21 protein-coding genes and 1 pseudogene are annotated in these 19,997 nt (G+C 58.6%); 11 read left to right on the top strand and 11 right to left on the bottom strand.

Going from position 1 to position 19,997, the window contains the following annotated elements:
- The first annotated feature begins 83 nt into the window (after positions 1–83).
- Genes def through EDC27_RS13015 form a run of 7 tightly spaced genes read left to right on the top strand, consistent with a single transcriptional unit; the run spans position 84 to position 6,601 of the window.
- Positions 84–596, top strand: coding sequence for a peptide deformylase (gene def, locus EDC27_RS13045; RefSeq protein WP_123291069.1), 513 nt, complete (start codon positions 84–86; stop codon positions 594–596).
- Positions 563–1,540 carry a methionyl-tRNA formyltransferase gene (fmt, locus tag EDC27_RS13040; protein WP_123291068.1) on the top strand — a complete coding sequence of 326 codons (978 nt, stop codon included), beginning with the start codon at positions 563–565 and terminating at the stop codon, positions 1,538–1,540. The genes def and fmt overlap by 34 nt, the downstream gene beginning before the upstream one ends.
- A 21-nt stretch (positions 1,541–1,561) precedes the next feature.
- On the top strand, positions 1,562–2,326 hold the full coding sequence (locus EDC27_RS13035; protein ID WP_123291067.1) for a DUF116 domain-containing protein: 765 nt from the start codon (positions 1,562–1,564) through the stop codon (positions 2,324–2,326).
- Between the two features lie 11 nt (positions 2,327–2,337).
- The gene (gene rsmB, locus EDC27_RS13030; protein WP_148045765.1) at positions 2,338–3,681 is read left to right on the top strand and encodes a 16S rRNA (cytosine(967)-C(5))-methyltransferase RsmB; all 1,344 of its coding nucleotides are present in this window, start codon (positions 2,338–2,340) and stop codon (positions 3,679–3,681) included.
- A gap of 60 nt (positions 3,682–3,741) precedes the next feature.
- Positions 3,742–4,470, top strand: a complete 729-nt coding sequence (rpe, locus tag EDC27_RS13025; RefSeq protein WP_245994569.1) for a ribulose-phosphate 3-epimerase — start codon at positions 3,742–3,744, stop codon at positions 4,468–4,470.
- Between the two features lie 60 nt (positions 4,471–4,530).
- Positions 4,531–5,382 (top strand): 3-hydroxybutyryl-CoA dehydrogenase, encoded by an 852-nt coding sequence (locus tag EDC27_RS13020; RefSeq protein ID WP_123291168.1) that lies wholly within the window; start codon positions 4,531–4,533, stop codon positions 5,380–5,382.
- A 16-nt stretch (positions 5,383–5,398) separates the two neighbouring features.
- Positions 5,399–6,601: a thiolase family protein gene (locus tag EDC27_RS13015; protein ID WP_123291065.1), complete on the top strand. Its 1,203-nt coding sequence runs from the start codon at positions 5,399–5,401 to the stop codon at positions 6,599–6,601.
- Between the two features lie 120 nt (positions 6,602–6,721).
- Here EDC27_RS13015 and EDC27_RS13010 read toward each other — a convergent pair whose 3' ends face one another.
- Positions 6,722–8,554 (bottom strand): aldehyde ferredoxin oxidoreductase family protein, encoded by a 1,833-nt coding sequence (locus EDC27_RS13010; RefSeq protein WP_123291064.1) that lies wholly within the window; start codon positions 8,552–8,554, stop codon positions 6,722–6,724.
- 280 nt (positions 8,555–8,834) lie between these two features.
- Here EDC27_RS13010 and EDC27_RS13005 point away from each other — a divergent pair, with 280 nt between their 5' ends.
- Positions 8,835–9,068: a MoaD/ThiS family protein gene (locus EDC27_RS13005; protein WP_123291063.1), complete on the top strand. Its 234-nt coding sequence runs from the start codon at positions 8,835–8,837 to the stop codon at positions 9,066–9,068.
- Here the strand turns inward: EDC27_RS13005 and EDC27_RS13000 are convergent, their stop codons facing one another.
- Together EDC27_RS13000 and EDC27_RS17090 are read right to left on the bottom strand one after the other, a co-directional pair.
- Positions 9,069–9,770, bottom strand: a complete 702-nt coding sequence (locus tag EDC27_RS13000) for an ABC transporter ATP-binding protein (RefSeq protein ID WP_123291062.1) — start codon at positions 9,768–9,770, stop codon at positions 9,069–9,071.
- Complete coding sequence (locus EDC27_RS17090) at positions 9,763–9,846, bottom strand: ABC transporter ATP-binding protein C-terminal domain-containing protein (RefSeq protein WP_407923352.1); 84 nt, start codon at positions 9,844–9,846, stop codon at positions 9,763–9,765. Before EDC27_RS17090 ends, EDC27_RS13000 begins: the two co-directional genes overlap by 8 nt.
- 112 nt (positions 9,847–9,958) lie before the next feature.
- On the opposite strand from EDC27_RS17090, the gene EDC27_RS12990 reads away from it, so the two are divergent.
- A complete protein-coding gene (locus EDC27_RS12990; RefSeq protein ID WP_148045764.1) occupies positions 9,959–10,225 on the top strand; it encodes a hypothetical protein in 267 nt (88 codons plus the stop codon).
- A 37-nt stretch (positions 10,226–10,262) separates the two neighbouring features.
- On the opposite strand, the gene EDC27_RS12985 is transcribed toward EDC27_RS12990, so the two are convergent.
- The 6 genes from EDC27_RS12985 to EDC27_RS12960 all read right to left on the bottom strand — a co-directional run bounded on the left by EDC27_RS12985 (position 10,263) and on the right by EDC27_RS12960 (position 16,566).
- On the bottom strand, positions 10,263–10,718 hold the full coding sequence (locus EDC27_RS12985) for a 4Fe-4S dicluster domain-containing protein (RefSeq protein WP_123291059.1): 456 nt from the start codon (positions 10,716–10,718) through the stop codon (positions 10,263–10,265).
- Positions 10,715–11,254, bottom strand: a complete 540-nt coding sequence (locus tag EDC27_RS12980; RefSeq protein WP_123291058.1) for a 4Fe-4S dicluster domain-containing protein — start codon at positions 11,252–11,254, stop codon at positions 10,715–10,717. The genes EDC27_RS12985 and EDC27_RS12980 overlap by 4 nt, the downstream gene beginning before the upstream one ends.
- Before the next feature lie 3 nt (positions 11,255–11,257).
- The gene (gene fdhF, locus EDC27_RS12975; protein ID WP_123291057.1) at positions 11,258–13,321 is read right to left on the bottom strand and encodes a formate dehydrogenase subunit alpha; all 2,064 of its coding nucleotides are present in this window, start codon (positions 13,319–13,321) and stop codon (positions 11,258–11,260) included.
- The gene (locus EDC27_RS12970) at positions 13,318–13,872 is read right to left on the bottom strand and encodes a 4Fe-4S dicluster domain-containing protein (RefSeq protein ID WP_123291056.1); all 555 of its coding nucleotides are present in this window, start codon (positions 13,870–13,872) and stop codon (positions 13,318–13,320) included. Before EDC27_RS12970 ends, fdhF begins: the two co-directional genes overlap by 4 nt.
- Positions 13,873–13,893: 21 nt before the next feature.
- The gene (cooS, locus tag EDC27_RS12965; RefSeq protein ID WP_123291055.1) at positions 13,894–15,777 is read right to left on the bottom strand and encodes an anaerobic carbon-monoxide dehydrogenase catalytic subunit; all 1,884 of its coding nucleotides are present in this window, start codon (positions 15,775–15,777) and stop codon (positions 13,894–13,896) included.
- A 315-nt stretch (positions 15,778–16,092) separates the two neighbouring features.
- Positions 16,093–16,566, bottom strand: coding sequence for a PilZ domain-containing protein (locus tag EDC27_RS12960; RefSeq protein ID WP_170161809.1), 474 nt, complete (start codon positions 16,564–16,566; stop codon positions 16,093–16,095).
- A 185-nt stretch (positions 16,567–16,751) separates the two neighbouring features.
- On the opposite strand from EDC27_RS12960, the gene EDC27_RS12955 reads away from it, so the two are divergent.
- Positions 16,752–17,123, top strand: coding sequence for a hypothetical protein (locus EDC27_RS12955; protein ID WP_123291053.1), 372 nt, complete (start codon positions 16,752–16,754; stop codon positions 17,121–17,123).
- Between the two features lie 321 nt (positions 17,124–17,444).
- Positions 17,445–18,426: pseudogene (locus tag EDC27_RS12950) on the top strand (IS481 family transposase).
- Positions 18,427–18,702: 276 nt separating this feature from the next.
- On the opposite strand, the gene EDC27_RS12945 reads toward EDC27_RS12950, so the two are convergent.
- A complete protein-coding gene (locus tag EDC27_RS12945) occupies positions 18,703–19,299 on the bottom strand; it encodes a nucleotidyl transferase family protein (protein WP_245994566.1) in 597 nt (198 codons plus the stop codon).
- Between the two features lie 7 nt (positions 19,300–19,306).
- Complete coding sequence (locus EDC27_RS12940; protein WP_123291052.1) at positions 19,307–19,975, bottom strand: CDP-alcohol phosphatidyltransferase family protein; 669 nt, start codon at positions 19,973–19,975, stop codon at positions 19,307–19,309.
- Between the last annotated feature and the right edge of the window lie 22 nt (positions 19,976–19,997).

Below are 19,997 nucleotides of genomic sequence, written 5' to 3'. Positions count from 1 at the left end.
ATTTGTCTGCAGGGCTATTAGTGTGAGGCTGTAAAGTTGAAGCCCACGTGCAGGGCGCGAAAAAAATCACATTGAGGCAGATTATGGCGCTTCTCGACATTTGCGTTTACCCGGACCCGGTGCTTCGAGAGAGGGCGCGATCCATCGAAAAAGTGGACGCAGCCGTTCGAAAACTCATCGATGACATGGTCGAAACCATGTACCACGCGCCGGGTATTGGTTTGGCGGCCAATCAAGTGGGCAAACCCGTTCGGCTCATCGTCGTGGATCTTCAAAGGGAAGAAGACCCTCACGGCCTGATCGTGCTGGTGAACCCGCAGATTGTGCAGGCAGAAGGGCAGATCGTATGGGAAGAGGGCTGTTTGAGTGTGCCGGATTACTTCGCTTCGGTGCGGCGGCATGAGACGGTGTGTGTGCGAGGCTTGAACGCTGACGGGGAACCGGTGGAGATGCGCGCCGATGGGTTGCTTGCCGTTGCCTTGCAGCATGAAATCGATCATTTGGACGGGCGCCTGTTCATCGACTATCTGAGTCCGATTAAAAAAGACATCTTTAAAAGGAAATGGAAAAAACGGGTCCTCGAGGCATCGGCGTAAAAGGGGAATCGGTGCGCGTGGTTTTTTGCGGCACGCCGGAGTTCGCCGTGCCAACGCTTCTGGCCCTGCATGAGCGCGGCGTGGATGTTGTGCAGGTGGTCACGCAGCCCGATCGACCTCGAGGCCGAGGTCAAAAGTCTGCTCCACCTCCCGTCAAAATCACAGCGGAGCGATTGGGTCTTTCGGTCCTGCAACCGCATCGAATTCGCGATCCGGAAGTGGTTCGGTACCTCGCGTCGTTGCCGGCTCACGCCCTGGTCCTTGTGGCGTACGGACAGATTCTCCCCGGACGTCTCTTGAGCGCCTTTCCCTTTGGTGCGCTCAATGTGCATCCTTCATTGCTGCCCAGATACCGTGGAGCGGCTCCCATTCAGCGTGCCATTCTTCACGGGGACTCGGAAACCGGCGTCTCCATCATGCTCATGGATGAAGGGCTGGACACCGGCCCGGTTCTGGCCGTGGAACGTGTTCCCATCGGAACCGAAGACACGTTCGGAACCCTCCATGACACCTTGGCCCGGGTTGGAGCCGACCTTTTGTGCCGAACCTTGGATGCGTGGGTGCAGGGCCGGTGTCATCCGGTGGCTCAAGATGACGCGCACGCTGTTCTTGCCCCTCCTATTCAAAAGCATGAACTTCACGTCACGTGGGAAGAATCCGCAGCCTCCGTCTGGTGCCGCATTCGCGCCCTGGACCCTTGGCCGGGGGCCTTTGGGTTTTATGGTTCCAAGCGCATCAAATTCTTTCAAGCCCGTTTGTCTTCCTATACCGCCCAGGGAAGGCCCGGAGAGATTTTGGGCCTGTGTCGGGACGGTCTGCTCGTGTGCGCCGGAGACGGAGCCACCGTGGCCTTGGGAAGACTGCAATTGGAAGGAAGAAAACCGGTGTCCGCAGACGCTTTCCTTCGAGGATACGATCTTCCCGTCGGTTCCATGTTTTCTTGACCGAGAAAGCCCGCGGCAAAGATGCATTCCTTTTGGTCTGAAAAGTCCCTGATCCTTGTACTGCTCATGGTGGCCTGCGTTTTGCTGGTGGCGGTGCTGGGGCTTCTTTTTGTGGTTCCCTACTGGGGTTTTGCGGGCATTCATCCCATGCTGCCTCAGGTGGCAGGGATTGTATTTGCGTTGATTCTCGCAGGGTTGCTTGCCGGCTTTGGGCTTCTCATGGCGGCCATTTTTCTGGGGCGCGATGTGCCTTTTTCCGCGTGGTTGCGGTCCCTGAGCGCCAAGGGGCTGTTGCCGCTGCTCATTGCCGTGGGCCGCCTTGTGGGAGTATCCAAAAAGGCCGTGCAGCACGCCTTTGTGGGTGTCAACAACGAACTGGTGCTGGCTTCGGTGCGTTCGCGCAAAAAGCCGCGCCGTGTGTTGCTGCTCATGCCCCACTGCATTCAATTTTCGCAATGTCCGGTGCGCATCACCTTTCAGGTGGACAACTGCAAACGATGCGGCAAATGTCCCATTGCCGATTTGCTGCGCATCAAGGAACGCTACGGCGTCGACCTGGCCGTGGCCACGGGTGGCACCATCGCACGCCGCATCGTGGTGGAAACCCGGCCCGATCTCATTTTGGCAGTGGCGTGTGAGCGAGACCTGGTGAGCGGCATTCAGGACACGCTTCCTCTACCCGTCTACGGCATTTTCAATGAACGGCCCAACGGACCGTGTGTGGACACGCGGGTGCCTCTCGATGAGGTGCGCGCCGTGCTGGCGAGCCTTCTGGAAAAAGCGTGAGGGAAGTCATCATGGACGACGTGCGCTCTCTCGCCTACCGGCTGCTTCTGCAGATGGAAAAACGGGCCGCCCATCCAGACCGGCTGCTTCGAGTGGCCTTGGGCCGAAGTCCGTCCCTGGAACCGCGGGATCGCGCTTTGCTCACGGAACTCGTCTACGGCGTTCTGCGTTGGAGGCAACGTTTGGACTGGCACCTGGAGGTGCTCACGGCCGGTAAGAGGCTGGATTCGGATGTGCGCGTTCTGCTTCGCTTAGGCCTGTATCAGATCTTTTTTCTAGAAAGGGTTCCCGCCCACGCGGCGGTGCATGCCACGGTGGAAGTGGCCAAGGTGGCCCATGGCCAACGCACGGTGGGCTTTGTCAATGCGGTGCTGCGCCAGGCGTTGCGGATAGGCGACGAATGGCCTTGGCCAAACCCCAAAGACGATGCCGTGCTATGGCTTTCGGTCATGACATCTCACCCCGTCTGGTATGCCGAATATGCCTTGAAACGATGGGGTTTTGACGAAGCGCGGGCTGTCTTGTCCGCCAACAACGAGCCGGCCGGAACCACCTGTCGCGTCAATGTATTGAAAGCCGATCGAGACCAGGTGATTCAATGGTTTCGTGAAAGAAACATGTCAGCGGAACCTTCGTCCCTTGTGCCGCAGGCCGTTCGCCTCGGGCCCATTCGCATGGATGTGGCCCGCTGCGAACCGTACGAGCACGGCTGGATTCAGGTGCAGGACGAAGCGTCCCAGTTGGTGGCCATGGTGGTGGACCCGCAGCCTCAGGACCGTGTGCTGGATCTTTGCGCCGGATTCGGCGGCAAGACGACGCATCTGGGAATCTTGATGAAAAACCAAGGGGAAATCGTGGCCGTGGAACGGGACGCCTGGAAGCTGGAAGAACTTCAGGAGAATGCTCGACGCCAGGGCCTCGGCTGCGTGCGCACGGTAGAAGCCGACGTCATGGAATTGAACCCGGACGCCACAGGTCTTTTCGACCGTGTGCTCGTGGATGCGCCATGCACAGGTTTTGGCGTGCTTCGAAGAAATCCCGACATCAAATGGCGCCGAGGCGCGCGATCCGCGTACCGAGCGAGCCTCACGCAAAAGGCCTTCTTGCGCCAGGCGGCTCGTTTTGTTAGAAGGGGCGGGATCTTGGTCTATGCCACGTGCACGGTGTTTGAGCTGGAAAATCAAGGGGTCGCCGACGATTTTTCCCAATCTTTTACCACGTGGAACAGGGAATCGGCGGCGGAAGTTCTTCCCGAAACGTGCCGTGGCGTTGCCGACGGACCCTACGTGGTCACCTGGCCGCACCGACACGGCACGGACGGCTTTTTCATTGCCCGATGGCGCCGCCTTTCGTGACCCACACAACGGTCCAAAGGCCCTAAGCCAGCGTCGAGATTTTTCTGAAGGATATAGCTTGTGGAAACGAGGACGAGAAATCGGGAAGATACCCGCGTGCCGCAGCGCCTTTTGGCGCCGTCTATTCTTTCGGCGGATTTCGGTAGGCTGGCCGAAGAAGTGAGAGCCGTGGAAGAAGCCGGAGCCGACTGGATTCACGTGGATGTCATGGACGGCCATTTTGTGCCCAACATCACCATCGGACCCGACGTGGTCAAGGCGGTGCGAAGGGCCACAACCTTACCCGTCGATGTGCACCTCATGATCACGGACCCTGACCGTTACCTGGAAGCTTTTGTGACGGCGGGCGCCGATTGGCTCGGGGTGCATGTGGAAGCCTGCGTGCATCTGCACCGCACCGTGCAGCGCATTCGCGAATTGGGTGCCAAGGCGTCGGTGGCGGTCAACCCGGCGACGCCCCTGTGCCTTGTGGAACCCATTTTGGAACACGTGGACATGGTCCTGCTCATGACCGTCAATCCTGGATTTGGCGGCCAGAAATTTATTGGTTCCGCGGTCTCGAAAATTCGCCAATTGCGCCGTTGGATCGATGACCGATCCCTCGATGTGCTCATTCAAGTGGACGGGGGCGTCTGCGTGGACACGGTGGATGTTTTGGTGGAATCCGGCGTGGATGTGTTTGTGGCCGGTTCGGCGGTTTTTCAGGGCTCAGACTACCATCGGACCGTTCGAGCCCTCAAGGATCGGTTTAATCCGTCGGGAAAAAGCCACCAAGGTGGCAGGGATTAGAAGAAGCCGGCTTGACGCAAATCGATGTGGGACAATTCTGAGAAGGAGGGGTTTATGGACGTGAGAAAAGTGTCTGTGCTGGGTGCCGGCATTATGGGCTCGGGTATTGCGCAGGTTCTGGCCCAGGCGGGCTATGAGGTGGTCTTGCGAGATATCGAGCAACGCTTTGTGGACAGGGGCCTGAGCGCCATCAAGGGGAACTTGGATCGTGCCGTGGCCAAGAACAAAATGGATGCGGCGGAAGCCCAAACGGTGCTGGGCCGAATTCGCGGCACGACGGACATGGCGGAAGCGGCTTCTGAAGCAGACTTCGTCATTGAAGCCGTCATCGAAAACATGGAGCTCAAAAGGAAGGTGTTTCAGGAACTGGACAGCCTGTGCTCGCCGGAGACCATTTTGGCTTCCAACACGTCCGGACTGTCCATCACCGAAATGGCCTCCGTGACCAAGCGCCCTCACAAGGTCATCGGCATGCATTTCTTTAACCCGGTGCCGGTGATGAAGCTTGTGGAAATCATTCGAGGCCTGGCCACCGGCGAAGAGACCTTTGCCGTGACCAAGGCCATGGTGGAAAAGATCGGCAAGGTGCCCGTCGAGGTCAAGGAATCCCCTGGGTTTGCCGTGAACCGCATTCTTTGTCCCATGATCAATGAAGCCATTTTTGTTTATTCGGAAGGTATTGCGTCCGCCGAAGATATTGACCGGGCCATGACCCTGGGCGCTAATCATCCCATCGGCCCGTTGGCCCTGGCGGACATGGTGGGCCTGGACACGCTGCTGTTCGTTCTGGAAGGACTGCACAAGGAATTGGGTGAAGACAAGTACCGCCCGGCACCCTTGCTTCGCAAGATGGTCCGCGCCGGATACCTGGGGCGCAAGAGCGGCAGAGGGTTTTACGATTATTCCAAATAAAGGGTGAGGTGGTTCCATGCAGACGGATCGGGATGCGGTGGTGGTGGCGGCGGCCCGCACGCCCATCGGAAAATTCGGCGGCGCCCTGAAAGATGTTCGAGCGTCCGCCTTGCTGGCCCATGTGATGAAGGAGGTGCTGAAGCGAGCGGGAAACCTTTCTCCAAGCCTTCTGGATGAGGTGGTGAGCGGAGATTGCGTTCAGTGTTTCGATGAAGCCAACACGGCACGAACTGCCATGTTGCAGGCGGGGTTTCCCGTGGAGATTCCGGCCCATACCATCCAGCGCCAATGCGCTTCCAGCATGCAAGCCCTGGCGGCAGCCACCCAGATGATCAAGGCCGGGGAAGCCGACGTGGTGATGGTGGGCGGGGTGGAATCCATGAGCTCGGCACCCTACTACTTGCCCAATGCTCGTTGGGGCATGCGCCTCATGAATCATGAAGTGGTGGACAGCGTCTGGGAAATGCTCCATTCCGGCAGCCGCCTCTTGGGCCGGCCCATGATCATGGGGGTTACGGCGGAAAACCTGGCAGAAAAATACGGTATTTCAAGGCAGGATCAGGATGAAGTGGCCTTGCGCAGTCACCACAACGCCGAGGACGCCATTAAGAACGGCCGGTTCAAGGATGAAATCGTTCCCGTAAACATTCCCGGGCCCAAGGGCAAAACCACCGTGTTTGAGCAGGACGAGCATCCTCGGTTCGGCTTGACCATGGACGATTTGGCCCGCCTGAAGCCGGTCTTTAAAAAGGACGGCACGGTGACGGCAGGAAATTCGTCGGGCTTGAACGACGGGGCCGCGGCGGCGTTGGTCATGAGTCGAGCCAAAGCCAGGGAACTAGGCTTAGAACCCATGGCTCGCGTGTTGGCTACAGCCGCGGCGGGTGTGGAACCCGAGGTGATGGGATACGGACCGGTGCCGGCCACGGAAAAGGTTCTCAAAAAAACCGGCATGTCCCTCAAGGACATTCAACTGATCGAACTCAACGAAGCCTTTGCGGCGCAGTACATTGCGTGCGAACGAGGCCTGGGTCTGGACCGTTCTATCACCAATGTGAACGGCAGCGGCATTGGCCTGGGACATCCCGTGGGATGCACCGGCCTGCGCATTGTGGTGTCCTTGATTTACGAAATGAGGCGGCGGCAACTGAGCGTGGGCTTGGCCACGCTGTGTGTGGGGGGTGGCATGGGCATGGCCACCCTTGTCACGCGGGATTAACCATTAGGGCACAGGCCGTGAGCGGCGCATGGATGACGGGGCCCTCACCATCCATGCGCCGCGGCATGGTCCATTGCCAAGACCTCGATTTCGCACTCCCATCCCCAAAGAACGGCAGCGCTAGGCATCGGCGAGGCCAAGGCGCTGCAAAAGTTCCCTCGTCGGACGTCCGGAACTGTCCCAACCCCGCAACCGGTAGTAGATGGGAAGCATTTTGTCCAATTCGCACACATGGCCTTGAGCCGGCCCCACAGGCATAGGTTCGTGGGTCATGCGGGGCGGCAAGCTGTCATCCTTGGCGTCAAACCCGGCTTTCACCAAGAACAGCCGTTCCGTGTTGATAATGCGTTCGGCGGCATCCATAAGGGTTTTCAGGGTGTAGTCGGCTCCGGTGACGGCGTTGAGAAGTTCCATAATGCGCACGGGCCGAATGTCTGTGGTTTTGCTCACCAGATTTCGCACGGAAAAGAACACGCATAGGCCGGCGGAATCGATGAGGGCAAAGACATCCTGCCAGTCCTTGACAATTTGAGGCTTGTCTTCCCACGTCAAGGGATCCACCAGGACGGGCACGCCGAGAATTTCGATGTAAGCCGGGTCGCCTCGCATGTGGCTTGCCCCGATGGGCGATGTGGCATAAGCCAGGCCCATGCCCTTTTCCGCTCGAGGTTCATACCCGGCAAATTCCTGCCCTTTGGACACCATGGCCAGTTCAGGACAACCGTAGCGACGGGCCAGTCGCAGACTGCCTTCGGCCAGTTCGTTGCCAAAGCCTTCGCGAAGCGCCGTCTTTTGGACCATGTCCACCAAAGCCTCCGCATCGCCAAAGGGCAGAGGCCGTCCGATGGTGCGTTCATCCAAAATGCCGCGTTCGTACATTTCCATGGCGCAGGCGATGGTGGCGCCGGCGGAAATGGTGTCCATGCCCATTTCGTTGCAGATATAGTTGGCCTTGATGACGGCCGCAAAGTCGCGCACACCGCAATTGCTGCCCAAGGCGTACACGGTCTCGTATTCAGGGCCTTCACCTTCTCCCTGAAATGGCCCTTCGGCCACTCGAGTCACCCGCCCACAGGCAATGGGGCAGCTGTAACAGGATTTAGTGCGCACCAGGTATTTTTCCGTGAGGACTTCTCCTCCGATGTCCTTCCAGTGCTCAAAGGTGCCTTGCTGAAAGTTGCGTGTTGGATACGCCCCCACATTGTGGGTCGCGGTGGACGTGATGGCCGTGCCGTAGACGCGAAGGGGCAAGGGGCCTTTTTGCGTGGCTTGCTTGAATCCTGCCATGATGTCCTTAAGCAGGGCCTTGAAAGTGGGAGGATCGTGCACGGGCACCTTGGCCGTGCCGAACACGGCGACCCCTTTGAGGTTCTTTGATCCCATGACGGCGCCCACGCCCGAACGGCCCGCGGCTCGGTCCTTGTCGTTCATGATGCTTGCAAACAGAACACGGCGCTCTCCGGCCGGGCCGATGACCGCCGTCTTAGCGTCCTTAAAAGTTTCCTGCCGAAGAAGGCGGTCTGTTTCATGCGTGTCTTTGCCCCACAGGTGTGAGGCGGAACGCAGTTCCGCTGCGCCTTCATGGATCCACAGGTACACGGGTTCCGCAGAAGATCCCTCAAAGACAATGCCGTCATATCCCGCCTTTTTGAGCATGGTGGGAAATTGTCCGCCGGCGTTGGAACAGGTGATCGCCCCCGTGAGCGGCGATTTGGTCATGACCATGTAACGGGCTCCGGTGGGCGTTCCCGTGCCTGTGAGTGGACCTGTGAGAAAGATGAGCTTGTTGGCCGGTGAAAAAGGATCCACGGTCGGGGCCACCTCGTCCAGAAGCATGCGGGCTCCGAGACCGCGCCCGCCCACATAGTCCATAGCTATAGACCGGTCCAGAGGTTCCCCGGCCGTGGTGCCGGCCGTTAAATCGACGCGAAGAATTTTTCCCATCCATCCCATGGCTGTCCTCCCGCGCTTGGCGCTCGATTTTTCGAAGGGTTGTCGATAAATTGTTCACGCCGACCGGTGCGCTCACACTCACGTTCCCATCACCACAAGGGAACGGCCCATGCCCCGTGCTTTTCTTGAAGGGGCGCACATGCCGGGTTTCTGAAGCGGTGCGGCGCCGTGGCCGTCATAAGACGCCTGGAGGACGGCCACCGGCCGATCCTTTCCGCGAACCGATGCCCCATGTGCTCAGAGGCTTCTGCGCCTCCGCAAGCCTTTGAAAGGTGTTGCCATGAAGATTCGGGTTGAAAGCTTTGCCAGTTATCGAGATTATACGCGGGCGCTGCCCGAGGACAAGTCCATGGAAGTGCCCCAAGGGACCAGCGTGGCTCAGGTCTTGGCCATGCTGGGCGTGCCCGAAGACGCTCCCAGGATTGTTCTCGTCAACGGCCGAGCGCGCCCTTCGGAAACGGTCTTGGCCGCCGGGGACCATCTTGTGTTTTTTCCCCCTTTGGAAGGCGGCTGATCAGAGCCCCAGATAGGCCTCTCGAATCTTGGGGTCATGAAGCAGTTCCGCCGAAAGGCCTTGGCGTGTGATGCGGCCCGTTTCCATGACGTAGGCGCGGTCGCTGTGCTTCAAAGTCATTTCCACATTTTGTTCCACGAGAAGCACGGCCATGGACCGACGAATCTCTCGAAGCTGCTCAAAGATTTCCTTCACGATCAAAGGAGCGAGCCCCAGGGACAGTTCGTCGATCAACAGAATTTTTGGCCTAGCCATGAGGGCTCGGCCGATGGCCAGCATCTGCTGTTCTCCTCCGGAAAGAGTGCCGGCTCTCTGATGCCAGCGGCGTCGCAAAATGGGAAACATGGTCGTCACGTGATCCATCGATTCGGCCATGAAAGGCCGCGCTTCCTTACGATACGCTCCCATTTCCAGGTTTTCTCGAACTGTCAAGTCCTTGAACACGCGGCGCCCTTCCGGCACGCAGGCCAGACCGAGGCGCACCACCTCGTGAGGGGGCAGGGGTGCGATGTCGGTGCCGTTCACCCGCACGGTGCCCTGCGCGGGTTTCAAAAGGCCCATGAGGGTGCGAATGAGGGTGGTTTTCCCGGCCCCGTTGGCTCCCACCACGGCCACCGTTTCCTGAGCGTGCATATGAAGAGAGAGGCCCTGTAGAATTTTGTTTTCTCCGATATAGACGTGAACGTCTTGAACATCAATCATCCGCTTCCCCCAAATAGGCTTCAATGACGCGCGGGTCGTTCACGACGGCTGGCAAAAGGTTCCAACCGAAAGCCATGATCACGTAAAAAAGCAAACAATCTTTTCGGAAAAGGACCGACGGACCCTCACGGCGCTGCTGGTGTGCATGGAAGAGCCGACCAAGGCCCTTGAGGGGGCTTTGGCATGACATGAACATACGGTTTGAGGTGAGCGCTAAACATTGTGAAGAGCTTCAAGAAGATAAGAACACGCGTTTCGAGCAGCCCATTTCCTTTCTTAACATGCTTGCCAGCATTTACACGACGCTGAGGGTAGCCGTCATTGCGTTTGCCCATTGGGGTCGGCGAACGATGATTCATGACGCAAGAACCCAAACGCTTGATTTTGTGGAAAGAGAGGCCACCGTTTGGCGCATCGTTCTGGCCCTTAATATTCCCCAAAAGACGGCGACCTAGGCCAGGTTCTCACGCTTTAATCTTCTGTGGTTAACCCTTAGAAGCTTTGAAATGTGCGGGTGGCGGCGCGCAATCGGTAAGCTTCTTCATCGCGGCGGCACCGAGGGCACAGGGGGATCCAGTCCGGCGGCTGGCCCAAGGATTCGAACGTCGCTTGCAATTTTTCCACAAGGAGTCTTCGAAGCTTTTCCGTTGTGTACATCTGTCCGCATTTTCGGCAGGGAATGAGGGCCACTGACCAGGTGAGCTTCGACGTCGTGAGACGCTCATCTGTGCCGTTCTCGAGCTGCAAATCAATGGCATTCACGGGGCAAGCCCTTTGGCAGGCGTCGCAGAGCGCTCCGCAGGTTCGTGGAGCCGAATAGAGACGCACCGGTCCCTCATCCTCAAATTGAATGAATTTTTCATGGCAGGCCGCGGCGCAGGCAAAACATCCACAGCACTTTTCCACATCAATCACCAGGCGGCGTTGCCTCTCAAGCGTTGGGCTCATGTCCGGTTCCTTTGAAAGCTCTGCACCGTTCCATCGAAACCCGCGATGCGAACCGAGGGGCCGGAGTGTGCTTTGCTGGTTTTCAAGGTCGTGGCCAGGGGTTGACGTCGGCGACGTCGCTGCAAAACCTTTGAGGGCTCGTCGCTGATGGCGGAGGTAGGGCACGTGAGCACGCAGGCCGGGCGTTTGCCTTCCTCACGGCGGCTGCGGCACAGGTCGCATTTGAGGAGACCTTCCGAACCAAAGGGCGTGACGGTCAGCACCCCGAAAGGGCAGGCGACGGCGCACCAACCGCATCGCGTGCATCGGTCTTCAAAGAACACCACGCCGTCTCCTTCTTTCCAGGCAAGGGCCTGTTCAGGACACACGGCGGCGCACGGGCTGTTTTCGCATTGGCGGCACATAAGAGGTGTAGGTAGACCTTGCGCAAAGGCCAAATGAATCCTTGAAGGGCTTCCATGGGCGATTTCGCATGCGCTTTCACAGGCGAAACACGCCGTGCAGCGCTGAAAGTCCACGTAAAGGTAAGGGTTCATCCTTCATTCCCTCGTCACTTTTTCCAGCCGACAGGAAGCTGACTTGTATTCGGGAATTTTGGCCCAAGGGTCCAGAACGTCCTGAGTCAGTCGGTTGGCGTCGGGAAAATGAAAAGGAAGGAAAACGATCCCGGGCCGAATGGCTTGGGTGACATGCACGCGCGCTTTCACGGTGCCGCGGCGGCTCACAACCCATACCGGCTCTTCCGGCCTGAAACCTTCCCGCTCGGCGTCTTCGGGGTGCAGCTCCACGACCAGATGTGGTGCTCGAGCCATGAGGCTTGTGGTTCGACGTGTCATGGCGCCGCTGTTGTAGTGCAGTTTTCCTCGGCCAGTTGTGAGGCAATAGGGGTAATTGGCATCGGGCACTTCGGGCAATGCACCAAACTCTAGGGGATAAAGTCGTGCACGGCCGTCTTCGGTGGCAAATCGGTTTTCATAGAGCACCGGGGTGCCGGGATGGGTGTCGTCGAGACACGGCCAGGGAATGCCCTCATGGTGTGCGCGCAGCCTCTGAGCCGTGATTCCTGCGTAGGTGGGGACCACACGGCGGATTTCTTCCAACACGGCTTCCGGACCGTCGTAGGAAAAATATCGGCCGAGCCCCAACCGATGGGCCAGTTCGATGACCATCTGGCCGTCCGGGTGGGCTTGTCCGGGAGGGGGGACAACTTGCGGCGACCACTGAACTCGACGATCCGTGTTGGTACGGGACCCGCTTTTTTCCGCCCAGGCCGCGGCTGGCAGCACCAGGTGGGCGAGTTCGGCAGTTTCCGTGAGAAATAGATCCATGACCATAAAAAAGTCTAGACGCTGAAGGGCTTCTCGAATTCTGCCGGTGTTGGGACTGGTGACCAGGGGGTTTTCTCCTACGGCGATCACGCCGCGAATGCTTTTTCCGGCCTCCTGTTCTATGTCGGTCACCGTGAGCCCTGACGCAGCGGGAAGGGTTCCCTTGGGAATTCCCCAGGCTTCTTCAAAAAAGCGTCGCGCCTGAGGATCCGTCACGGGCCGATACCCGGGCAGAAAGCCGCTCAGCGCTCCCATATCGCAGGCCCCTTGCACGTTGTCCTGGCCGCGCACAGGATAGAGTCCCGTGCCCTGCGTGCCTATGTGGCCGGTGACCAGAGCCAGATCGGCGCAGGCGCGCACGGTTTCCGTGCCCAAAGCGTGCTGCGTGACCCCCATGCAGTAGATGAGGGCCGCTCGTGGGGCCTTGGCATAGAGGTGTGCCGCTCGCACGATGTCTCGAGCCGGCACGCCGGTGATGGGGGCGGCCCAGGACGGATCCGTTCGAGACACCGACGCGCGCAGAGCCTCCACTCCCGAGGTTCTTTGCGCCATGAAGGGGCTGTTCTGCAGACCGTCGCGAAAGATCACATGCAGCATGGCGGCAAGGAGCGCGAGATCGGTACCGGGCCGCACTGGCAGGTAAAGGTCGGCGATCCAGGCGGTGGGGGTTCGCCGCGGATCGGCCACGACGATTTTCGCTCCCGCATCCTTGGCCTCCTGCACCCACCGAAAGGCCACCGGATGATTTTCGGCCAGATTGGATCCCACGAAAAAGAGGCAATGAGACCGGGCGAGATCACTCAGGGGATTGGTGGCGGCACCCATACCCAGCATGGGGCCGAGTCCTGTCAAGGTGCTGGCATGGCACAGGCGAGCACAGTGGTCCACGTTGTGCGTACCGAGGGTTCGCGCCAGCTTTTGAATGAGGTAATTTTCTTCGTTGGTTCCCTTGGCTGTGGTCAAAAAAGCCAGCGCTTGGGGGCCATGGGAGGAAAGGATACGCTGGATATTTTCAGCCGCCGCATCCAAGGCCTCGTTCCACGATACGGTCGTCCAGCCGTATGCGGCCCGCTGTCGTGGACGCGTCAGGCGCTCAGGATGGGTGAGAATTTCCAATGCGGCATGGCCGCGGGCGCAAAGACGGCCGGCGTTCACGGGAGAGTTCACGGCGTAGTCCAAACCGCGAACGCGGCCGTTTTCCACGACCAGATCCAGATGGCACCCAACCGCACAATAGGGACAGACGGTGCGCGCGGTGGTCGTCAAGGTTTTCATGGGCTTTGAGCGCTCCCCGCCGCCATTAGGTCCGCCTCCGAAATGTCCAGGCGCGCGGCTTCCACAAAACGGCCCACGGCGCGGCGGCGTCGATCCACGAGAAACGCCGTTTCCAAGACCAGCGCCCTTGTGGGGCAAGCTTCCACGCAGGCTGGCCGATCCCTTCCTTCGCAGCGGTCGCATTTGACCACAAAAAGGTCGCCGCGCCCCGGTTGCACCACGCCGAACGGACAAGCCATGACACAGGCATGGCAGCCGATGCACCGATCCACTGCATAGGCTACCAGACCGCTGGTTTCATCAAAGCGCAGAGCGCCCGTGGGACAACATCGCACACAGGGCGCATCTTCACAGTGCCGGCACAGAAAAGGGGCCGGACTTTCCGCCGCCTGTTCCACGAAAATGCGGCGCCTCGGTTTCGGCTCTTCCATGACGGCGCCCCATAGCGTGCCGCTTTGAGAATGCGCCACGCGGCAGGCCAGTTCACAAGAACGGCATCCCACGCACCGTTCCAGCCGCACCATTACCCGTTCTCGAAGGCTCTCGTCCATGTTTCCCTCCCTAGGCAAGCCTCACAGGCCCAAAGCTTTTCTCTTTTGCCGAATGTGCTGCTCGATGCGCGCCGCGGCCTTTTCCGGGTCGGGTTCCACGGCAAAAGAAGCTCCCAGGAGGCCTTCGATGTCTTCTGTGAGCAGTTTGACGATCTTGGGGCTGCCGAAAATGGGTGGTGGCGTGCCCAGCACCGTGAAGATGCCCGAAGCCACCGCATAGCAGGCGATGGACACCGCCTTTTCCGAATACCATTCCGGCGCCGCGGCTGCCAGGGGAAGATCCGAAATGTCGGTCCCCAGGGCGTTGGCCAGGGCCGCAGCCAGATCCAATATGCGCACATTGTCGACGCAGGAACCCATGTGTAGGACCGGCGGAATGCCGAGCGACTTGCACACCTGTTGCAAACCCGGCCCGGCAAGCGCCGCGGCTTCCGGAACCTTGAGGCCTGCTTTGGCATGGGCTACGGCGGCGCAGCCCGTGTCCACCACCAAAATGTCGTTTTCAATGAGGTGCCGGGTCAGCGTCACATGGCCGAAGTCTTGACGAATCTTTGGGTTGTTGCAGCCCACGACGCCCACCGCGCCTTGCACGGCACCGGACTTGATGGCCTCGATCAGAGGGGCGGGACTGCCTCCCAGCGCACCCAAGATGGCTTCTACACTGAAGCCGGCCATCATGCGCGTGGGCGTGTTGGGTGCCGGAAGGACTTTGGCGGGAAGGCGACGCTCATAATTTTCCACGGCCATGCGCACCAATTCCCGAGCTTTGCTCTGCGCCGTTTCCGGATGGAATTCATGGTGCGCCATGTGTGGAAACTTAGCCTTATCGCTCGTGGAGATCATGAGCGTGTGATAGCAGGTGGCGATTTCTCCGAGCGCCGGCATGATGCACTGATAGTCCACAATCATCATGTCCACCAGACCCGTGCTCAGGGCCAGTTCCGTCATGAGGTGGTTGCCGGCCATGGGAATGCCTCGGCGCATGAGCAGTTCGTTTCCCGTGCAACACAGACCGGCCAGATTGATGCCCTCTGCCCCTTTTTCGGACGCTAAGGCCAAAAGCTCGGGATCCTGAGCCGCTTCGTAGATCATTTCGGACACAATGGGATTGTGGCCATGCAGAACAATGTTCACCTGGTTTTCTTTGAGGACGCCCAGATTCACTTCCGATGGTACGGGCTGCGGAATGCCGAAAAGAATGTCGGACACTTCCGTGGCGATGAAGGATCCGCCCCAACCGTCGGAAAGGGCGTTGCGCAACCCGTGCAGCAGAAGGCTCTGCCAGTCGTTGTCCACGCCCATGTGCGTGCGGTGCATCATTTCCGAGGTTTCCCGGTCAATGCCTCGAGGCGTGATGCCCAGTTTGTCCCAGATAGCTCGGCGCTTTTCCGGCACTCTGCCCAGAAACGTCAAGGCCTTCTTGCGCGTGCCGAATTCCTCTTCCATGGCATGGGCCAGTTCGACGGCCAAATCAGCCGGTGTTTTGCCGTCGGCAGCGATGCCGAATTCGGCCGCCACCTTCTTGAGCTTTTCCTCACTGCGAATGGTGTAGCCGGGAGCGTGGCCTTCGCCCACTTTTCGAAGCACTTCCACGAGGTCTCGACCGTGATCGGAATGGGAAGCCGCACCCGCCGCGATCATGCGTCCGAGATTGCGTGCCACAATGATATCCGCATCGGCACCACACACCCCACGCTGCGGCCCTTCTCCAAAGGGGTCGATGCGACAGGGTCCCATGGAACAGTTGCGGCAGCTGAGGCCCAGTTCACAAAAGCCGCACTGAGGCTTTTGCGCCTGGTAACGGTCCCAGACCGTTTCTAGGCCGTCTTGCGCGGCCTTTTGAAGAAACACCTGCCCGTCTTCTGTGATGGTTCGCGCCTCGATCTCCGCCTTCGTGAGCAACATGGCTTCTGCCCTCCCTGGGATGGACTCTCCCATCGTTGCGTTTCGAAAATGGCATCCAAAGGCATGAAAAATGGATTACGTCCGCCTTCATGGCGTCCCTCCACGAAGCTTCCGCTCGGTGCCCTGATGGTGCCTAAAAGCGTGAGACTTTACACAAACACTATCCCAAACGGGCGCGGCGGGTCAAGCGAAGGCAAAGCTCTCTAGGATCTTTGACGACCCTAAGATGAGCAAAAACTCATGGCCCCAGGACCCTTTGGCAGCCCGAACAAAACGCAAGCGTCGTGAACATGGGCTGTCTTCTGGAACAGGTGCCTAGGGAAGAAGAAAAAAAGACAGGGCCTTTTCGGATCCCCCATCAAAATCCACAAACGCAACCCCCACCGTCTGGCTTTCAACGTAGCGCACTTGGGCCGTGACCTTGATGATCGACTTGCGTGCGTCCGTCAAAGGGATTTCCAGATGGACGAGATCGTTGACTTGAAGGTTATGGGCGATGGGTGTTTTAAATCGGCATCCGTGCTGGGAAATATCCAAGACGGTCATCTGTCGAAAGGGACCGGTGGAGTCATCCATTATTTTCCGGTATTGTCCAAAAAGAAAGGTGGACTTGCGGTAAGCTTGGCGGATTTCAAAGGAAACGCGAAAAGAATGTCCGCAGGAGCAGCGAACCGTGACATTTTTGTTATGCTTATAAATGGACGAGGCATCGACGCGGCGGGTGAGGCCGCACTGAGGACAAACGATCGTGGCTTTCCCGTCTTGTGTGGCAAAGACTTTCATCTGCATTATCGTGGCTCCTGACCTCTCCCCCTGCGGCATGTCCTTGGCGCGTTCAAGAAAGCAGGGGTGTACCGTGCCGTCCCCGATTTCGGACGATGCCCCATGGAGTCATTTTAAAGTTCGGCAGGTCAAGACCGGATCTATAGCACATTTGTCCGGACTTTGGCGAGAAACAGGAAAGGAGGGTGCGCATGAGTCGAACCATGCACATCGATGTGCGGCTATTGCCCGTCTATGACAGGCTGCCGTTCGATAAACTCTATCCGGGCTGTGCCGCTTTGCTTCGAGACGTGGGCAAGAAGAGCCTTCTCGAAAAGACGCCGACCCTCTACCACCTTGTGGACGAATTGGTGCGTACCGCTCGAGATCCGAACGTTTCGGGCTTGTGGAAAAAGGTGCTCCAAAAGCATGTTCCGGAACTGGTCCGCTGCCGAGACCAGGCCCGCGAGGCGCTTCTCGCTCGAGAGCTTCGAGAACTGGACCAGATGCTCTACCGCTTGGAAGATCTCTTTGATGACCTGGACAAAGACCTTCGCTGGGAAGTGCCTTCCGGCAAAGCGTAAGACTTCTTCAGCACACCAAGCCGGCCCCCGGGGTTGCCCTGTGTCCGAGAACCTCGATTTTATTGGGGGGTGTGCTCGTTGTCATCTCGCCCGTCCGGGGGTGCGGGCGATCCGCCCTCTCTCCCAGGAAACCAACCCTTCGAGGCCTTTTGGAGAAACGCCCCTTACACGGTAGAGCATGAAAAATCTGGAAGCGGCGTGAACCCAGAGTCTGCCTAGCTGTCGGGTCCCATATTATAGGATTCCACGAAGAAGCTTTCCGCTGTTTCGTGCCCGTGAGAGGCTGCGCGTCATGGTTTCAAACGCAACATGGAGGTCATCATGCTTGTAAGAATACACAAAAGAGCTCGGACCACCCCGGTCCATCCGCAAGGAGATCCAGGAGTCCACCCTATCGGAGCGAGCTTTAGCCACCAAGTATGGGATCACCAGAGCCTCCGTGCGCAAATGGAAACATCGCGACAGTTGTGAAGACCGCCCCACGATGCCCAAGACTTTGCATACCACGCTTTCGACCATCCAAGAACGTGTGGTGCTCAAGCTGCGAACCACCCTGTTGCTCCCACTTGATGACCTGCTGGCCGTTACCCGTGAATTCATCAACCCGAAGGTCTCGCGTTCAGGACTCCATCGCTGCCTTCGCCGACACGGGGTGGCCAACCTCAAGGAGCTTATTCCACAGGAACAAGGTCCAAACAGGGCCGTTACCAAATCATTCAAAGATGACGAGCCCGGTTCTGTCCATGTTGACGTGAAGTATCTGCCGCAAATGCCCGATGAAACCGCCCGCAAATACCTCTTCGTCGCTATTGACCGGGCCACCCGCTAGGTGTTCTTTGAGATCAGGCCCGACAAATCCGCTGCCTCGGCCAGTTCCTTCCTCGAGAACCTGGTGAAAAAAGCACCCTTTAAAATTGTCAAAGTGCTCACCGATAACGGCAAAGAGTTCACCGACCGCTTCTGCGCCACCGGCTCACGCAGGCCCACCGGCCATCATCTCTTTGACCAGCTCTGTGCCCAATACAATATCCAACACCGCCTCATGAAAGCCAACCACCCTCAAACCAACGGAATGGTCGAACGATTCAACGGCCGAATCCATGAGGTCTTATCGCAAACGAGGTTCCATACGGCAGCTCAACTAAAAGAAGCCTTGACTCATTATCGCCGGCTCTATAACCACCACATCCCCCAGAAAAATCTCGGCCATATAACCCCGATTCAGGCGCTCAAAAATTGGCAACAAAAAAGACCTCAACCTTTTGTGAAATCGGTCCATGACTTTTCGGGACCTGACAGCTAGCCTATGGCAGCGCTTCCATACCCAAGAGGGGTGGAGCCTGCCGATGTGGACAAACGGGCCGTGGACCAAAATAGGTACGATGGTGAAGGAAAGTGGCCGCCCTTGGTTTCAAAGGGACCGGTTCGTGCCGCTCCGGCCTTTTGCGGAAAACACAGGCGGTCCGTTCAAAAACCACAACGATTCGAGGCTGTGGGGCGCAACGCCCTTCAAGCAAGACAACCTGTTCAAGTTCCACGTACCTCGGGCAATCGAATTTTCGATGTTCTCGGGAGCTTCTCAGGGAGTCACTGTGCGGGAGTGGATGGACCGAAGCCTTTCGACAAGGTTCCAAGCGTGGACAAGTTGCGCGGTGGATGGGGGAACGAGGTGTTCCCAGGGCAGGTTGTCGCGAATGCGGCGCCGCACGTCGGAGGCGCGAAGGCCCTTTTCATGGGGCGGTTTTTCCCAAAGAACGTGGGTGTGGAGCCCCAAGGACTGAAACATGGCAAGCTTCTTTCGGCCCCAATCGTCGTAGATGGTCAAAAAAAACACGGCGTCCATGGGGACGTAATGGTGGTAGCGGTCCGGAAAATTGACGGGAAAGGGCACGATGGTGAAATCGTCCAGCGACACGCCGGACGATTTCAGAGCCAGGCGCACCATCAGGAGTCTTTCGTAATAGGTCAATGGGTTAGCTGCAGGGTCGCTGCGAGACGGATCGGTTTCGTCGTAGGCCATGAGCTGCGGTTCCGGGTTGGTGATGCCCACCACCAGATGTTCACAGAGGGCTTTCCCGGCCAAAAGATACCGAAGATGATCGAGATGAAGGATCTGAAAGCGCCCATGAATGACGCCGCACGGAGCCAAAACGGTCATGGCGTTATCGCTTTTCATGTCTTGTTTATTCCGATGCCGGTGCCACGGCGTGTTGCGCCGTGCGCACTCGGCGAAGCCTGCGCAAAACGACGGCGTTGCTGATGCCCGCCAAGACAAGCAAGGCCGCCAAGGGTGCCACTTTCCAAAACACCGTGGCCCATGCCGACGCGATGACCACGCTCGTGCGCGTGCCTTTGCTGGCCAAGGTGGGAGGACCCAGGTCCAGCTTGAGGTTTTCCGCTCGTGCCGTGGTGTAGCTCACCAGATTGCACCCGATAAGAGCCGCTGTGGCCAACGAAACCAGCACCCCCAGGGAAAGGCTCGGCACTTCCTGGGCCACGTAGGCGCTCATGCCCACGATCAAGGCCCCGTCACTGTATCGGTCCAGTGTGGAGTCCCAAAAGGCTCCCCAGGGCGTTTCCATGCCCCGCAGGCGCGCCAGCTGTCCATCCACACCGTCGAGAATCTGAGCCAACGCTGCCAGGCATCCGGCCCCAAAACCCCACCCCAGCCCGAAGACCAAGCCCGCCAGAACGCCCAAGGTGCTGGAGGCGACCGTGACCATCCATGGATGGATGCCGACCATGGACGCGAGATGCGGAGTGAGGCGCGCCGAAAGGTGCACCTTGATCCAGCGAAGGATAAAGCGATCGGTGGGTTTGGTCTGCCACGAATTCGAGGATGCGAAAGACAAAATTTTCCTTTCTATCTTTCAG

Origin of the sequence: Desulfosoma caldarium, from assembly GCF_003751385.1 — a bacterium.
Classification (GTDB): domain Bacteria; phylum Desulfobacterota; class Syntrophobacteria; order Syntrophobacterales; family DSM-9756; genus Desulfosoma; species Desulfosoma caldarium.
This window is presented reverse-complemented; position numbering and strand designations above follow the sequence as displayed.